At 40.9% G+C, this 2,692-nt stretch carries 1 pseudogene; it reads right to left on the bottom strand.

Going from position 1 to position 2,692, the window contains the following annotated elements:
- Positions 1–2,692, bottom strand: a pseudogene (locus tag ACFIL3_RS09515) (hypothetical protein); the annotation flags it as partial.

Below are 2,692 nucleotides of genomic sequence, written 5' to 3'. Positions count from 1 at the left end.
GACGAACTACCATCAGAATTGAATTGTGAAACCTTGAATTCCGGAGCCCTCCATTCGCCACCTTCATAGCTAGCTCCCCCTCCTAAATACATCGCTAGCGTCTGATGCAAGGAATAAAGCTGTGAACCATTCACGGCTTCCGTCGAGCCTTCAGAAAGTGTTCCAGCTTTCACGCCAGAGAGACTACGTGTATCACCATTCATGTTTGCAATTGTGATTGCACTACCCTCTTTTTCACCACCTATCTTGATTACCTTCGTAGCATCATCCTGCTTAACAAGACTATCTCCTACAACTTTATTAATCTCATTCTGAAGCTCTTTATGAATATTCATGAATGAATCACCAACACCAGCAAAGGCAGACGCAACATCATCATAGCTCTGCTCTTCAACGGCACTGCCATCTTCTTTGACGATCTTAACTTTGAAGCTTGGAGTACTCCATTGACCTTCCTTATATTCAGCGCCACCACCTAAATAAGTTGCAACAGTCTTATTCGTCTCAAAAAGCTGAGAACCATTGACCGCATCACTTGAGCTTGCAGAAACCTCTCCATTGGAAAGAAACTTAATTTTACTGTTGCCTTTCTCATCACCCTCTCCATGTGTTGCTACAAACGCCTTTTCAGAATCACTCCACAACAACGCATTCTGCTTAATATTTTCAGTAACCTCCGTGTTGTTTTGAGTAAACTCTTTTTGAAGATTCTCAAAAGATGTTCCTACACCAGCAAATGCTTCCGATACAGTATCATACTTCTTCTCTTCAACTTTAGTACCATCCTCATTAACGATCTTAACTTTGAAACTTGGAGCCGTCCAAGCGCCACCTGCATAACTAGCATCACCACCTAAAGACTGCGCAACACTGTTACCTAGAGCATATAGCTGATTTCCTGCTACAGCATCGCTTGAGCTAGCAGTAATATCACCATTTGCAAGTGATGTGATTTTGCTGTGTGTCTTCTCACCATCTTTTTCTCCATGCAAGGCGACAAAAGCACCTTCAGCCTTGCTCCATGATAAAGAATCTTGTGCAACTCCTTCTGAAACTTCCTTAATACGAGCGTTGATAGTGCTCATGCTGTCATTAATGTCATTAAAAGCACCTGCAACATTATTACTGCTCTTCTTATCACCTTTCGTACCATCATTGCTGAAAGTCTGAATTTGGAAATCCGGATCTTGCCATTCGCCTTTCTCATTATAACCAGCACCACCACCAAAATAGCCAGCAAACTGTTTTTGCAGATCATAAATCTGTCCACCCGTAATCGCATCACTCGAGCCTGATACTATAGAGCCAGCTGCAAGTGATGTAAGCTTGCTGTTCTCTTTATTGTCCCCATGCATCGCTACAAACGCCTCTGCGTCCTTATCCCACAACAGCGCATCGCCTTGAACTTCCTGAGTAATATTCGTGATGTTTTCAGTAAGTTCATTAAACTTATTCGTTAGGTTGTTATTCACATTCTTGAAATTCGTATCAATACCTTCAATGGCTAAACCAACATCACCATAGGATTTTTCTACTACCTCGCCTTTTGCATCAACACTGGATAATTTATAGGTTGGACCCGTGAAAGTACCATCTTTAAAGCTTGTACCTCCACCTAAGTATTTCGCAATATCCTGAGAAACCTTAGAAATCTGACCGCCATTAACCGCATCATGCGAATTCTCACTAATCTGACCTTCGGCAACATTATGCAAACCAACAGGTGCAGAACCCTTACCTTTACCCAAAGTCACACTCGCATAATTAGTGCTGCTATTATCATCACCTGTTTTATCGTAATGAACAACAGCCGATTCATCAGACTGAAGATTGTTAGAAAGCTCCTTCAGACTTTTATCAAGCTGGTCTTTATTAACAGCTTCATTACCTCTCACGGCTTCTTTCACACCGGAAAGAATTCTATCCCCTTTGTCTTTATTTGCGATATTGATTTCATTGCCTTCTACTTCTGTACCAATATTGATAACTTTTGTCTTTTCATCCTGCTTGGCAAGACTATCACTGACTACATTGGTCACATCATTGTGAACATTCGTAATAGAACTTGCAACACCTGCAAGTGCTTCCGCTACACTATTGTAAACCTTTTCCTCACCAGTGCTACCATCATCATTGACAGTTTTAAGTTTGAAGGTGGGTGCAACCCATTCTCCCTTTTCATTATAACCTGCACCTCCACCAAAATAGGTCGCAAATGTTTGATTCATTGAATAAAGCTGATTGCCCGTGATCGCTTCTGTCGAACCTTTAGAAATTTCTCCATCTAATAGAAACTTCAATTTGCTATTGTTTCCTTCCGTTCCATGCTTAGCTACAAATGCATTGGCTTCATTATTCCAATTCAAAGAATCCTGTGCGACTCCTTCAGAAACTTCCTTAATCCTCTGATTGACATTCTTGATATTTGTATCAAGTCCTTCAAAAGCTGAACCAACATTGGTAAAAGGTTTGGCTGTTATCTTACCATCTTTATCAATCTCCGATAAACTATAGGTCGGCCCAGTAAACACACCATTATTAAAAGCTGCATTGCCTCCTAAATAAGTAACAACCTTATCATTCGTTTCAAAAAGCTGACTACCCGTTACAGCATCTGTTGATTTAGCGCTAATCTCACCATTTGCAAGGAACGTAATTCTACTGTTTTCTTGTGTCCTTACAGCTCTGCCTT

It is taken from the genome of Bartonella sp. CE47NXGY, from assembly GCF_042195415.1.
Taxonomy (GTDB): Bacteria; Pseudomonadota; Alphaproteobacteria; order Rhizobiales; family Rhizobiaceae; genus Bartonella.
The sequence above is the reverse complement of the archived record's forward strand: the minus strand, read 5'-3'. Positions and strand labels throughout refer to the sequence as shown.